The sequence below is a fragment of the Salinibacterium sp. genome, assembly GCF_031364185.1.
Lineage (GTDB): Bacteria > Actinomycetota > Actinomycetes > Actinomycetales > Microbacteriaceae > Rhodoglobus.
In genome coordinates, this window is the sequence record NZ_JANLVV010000277.1 from 1 (window position 1) to 1,943 (window position 1,943).

Genomic DNA, 1,943 nt, shown 5'->3' on the forward strand with positions numbered 1-1,943 from the left:
CACCCCATCCATCGCCAAGAAGAGTTACGTGGATCCGCGGCTCGTCGACCACTATCGGGCGGGAATCACCATTGATCCCGCCCGGGTGAGTGCGGCGCAGCCGACCTCGATGCAGCTGCCGTCGCCTTGAAGGCTGCCGGCGTTACCCCCTTCGGGATCACCGGCGGAGATTCGTGGACCGGCCAGATCGGCTTCATCAGCGCAGTGACGGACACCGTCGCTGACGGCGGAGCTGAGGCCGTCAACGATGGGACCGCCTCGTTCACCGACGCCCCCTTCGTGGAGGCAGCCGCGGTCAACCCCGAGCGGGTGAGCAAGCAGTGGGTGAACGACGATTACCTCACGGCTCTTTACGCCGACGTACCGCAGAAGCTTCAGGACGGTAACTTTGCGATGTACCCCATGGCATCGTGGCTCTCAGCCTCCTTCACGGATGCTTCGAACATCGGATTCTTCACCTACCCGAGCTCCAGCGGCAAGGTGCAGTGGCAGTCCTCCAACAACGCTTCCGTGCAGCTGCCGAAAACGGGCGACAGCGCAAAGGAGGCTGCAGCGCGGGATTTCGTGAACTACCTCACGGTTGGTGACGGATACAAGGCACTGATCGCCGCCAGCGGTGAACCGTCCATCATTGAGGGAGTGGACGACCCAGCAGCCATTACCCCGCTCGCGAAAGCGGCCGCAGATGCATTCGCTGCCGGTGGTGTGGCGAGCCTGGACCAGCAGCTGCTCTACTCGCCGAGCGAGCGTGCGACCCTCCTCGGATCGGTGCTCGCGGGGACGTTGACTCCTAAAGAGTTCGGGGCGCAGTATCAGGATGCCTTCGACAAGCTCAAGGCACTTCAGGGCAACTAGTTTCTCAATGCATGGGCGGCTCTCTCGAGGAGGGCCGCCCCATCGCACGACAAGCAGAAAGATCCGAGCATGAGTGCCAACAACAGCAGCGCGACTGCGCGTGTGGTGAAGTTACGGGAAGTCAGACGATGGGTCGCGTAACTTCTAGGCGCCCCAGCTCGGGTCTGAGCAGGCGAGATCAGGCTCTCCTGCTAGCGCTGCCTCTCGGGGTGTTCTCGATATTCTTCGTCCTTCCGAACGCCCTCAACTTTGCTCTCTCGCTGACGAACTGGAACACCTACTCAGACGTCATCAAGTTCATCGGACTCGACAACTTCATCGATCTGGTGTCGACCGGAACGCTCTGGAACGATCTGCGCGTGACCGTCGTGTTTGCTGTCCTCGTTGCGATCTTTCAGAACGGCATCGGGCTTGCCCTAGCCGTTGCACTCGAAAAGAGCACTCGCGGGAACGGCTTACTCCGCACTCTGCTGTTCATCCCGGTGCTCTTCTCACCACTCTCAACCGGATATCTTTTCAAGGGCCTGCTCGCCTACGATGGCCCGGCCAATCAGATTCTGAGCACGATTTCGGGCCGAGAAGTCCATGTGAACTTCCTCGCCTCGACCAGCACAACGATCGTCGTGGTTGCTGCCGTTCACGCATGGAAGTACTTCGGAATGACAATGCTGATCTACATCGCTGGCCTCAGCGCGATCCCCGAAGAAATGTCGGAGGCGGCAAAAATCGATGGAGCGAATGCGTGGCAAAGCTTTTGGCGCATAAAGTGGCCGATGCTCGCGCCGGCGCTGACGGTGAACCTCACTCTCACCTTGATTGGCTCACTGAATGCATTCGATGTCATTCTCGCGACGACGGGTGGCGGACCGGCGCGCACTACCGAAGTGTTCAACATTTTTGTGTTCCAGCAATTCGGCTCAGGAGCCTTCGGAGTTTCGACCGCTATGGCACTAATACTGTTCCTCACCGTGGTGGTCGTCGCGATTCCATTGATCTCGTATTTGCGGTCGCGTGAGGTGGAAGCGTGACGCACACGAATAGTTTCCGTCGGCAACGTCTGATCTCTCGCCGATCTGCTTGGACCAATG

At 59.5% G+C, this 1,943-nt stretch carries 2 protein-coding genes; both read left to right on the forward strand.

From position 1 onward, the window contains the following. Positions 1 to 126: 126 nt before the first annotated feature. The gene (locus tag RMN95_RS12125) at positions 127 to 855 is read left to right on the forward strand and encodes an extracellular solute-binding protein (protein WP_309617167.1); all 729 of its coding nucleotides are present in this window, start codon (positions 127 to 129) and stop codon (positions 853 to 855) included. Between the two features lie 209 nt (positions 856 to 1,064). Continuing rightward, entirely contained in the window at positions 1,065 to 1,883 is an 819-nt protein-coding gene (locus tag RMN95_RS12130; protein ID WP_309617168.1) for a sugar ABC transporter permease, read from the forward strand. The last annotated feature ends 60 nt before the right edge of the window (positions 1,884 to 1,943 follow it).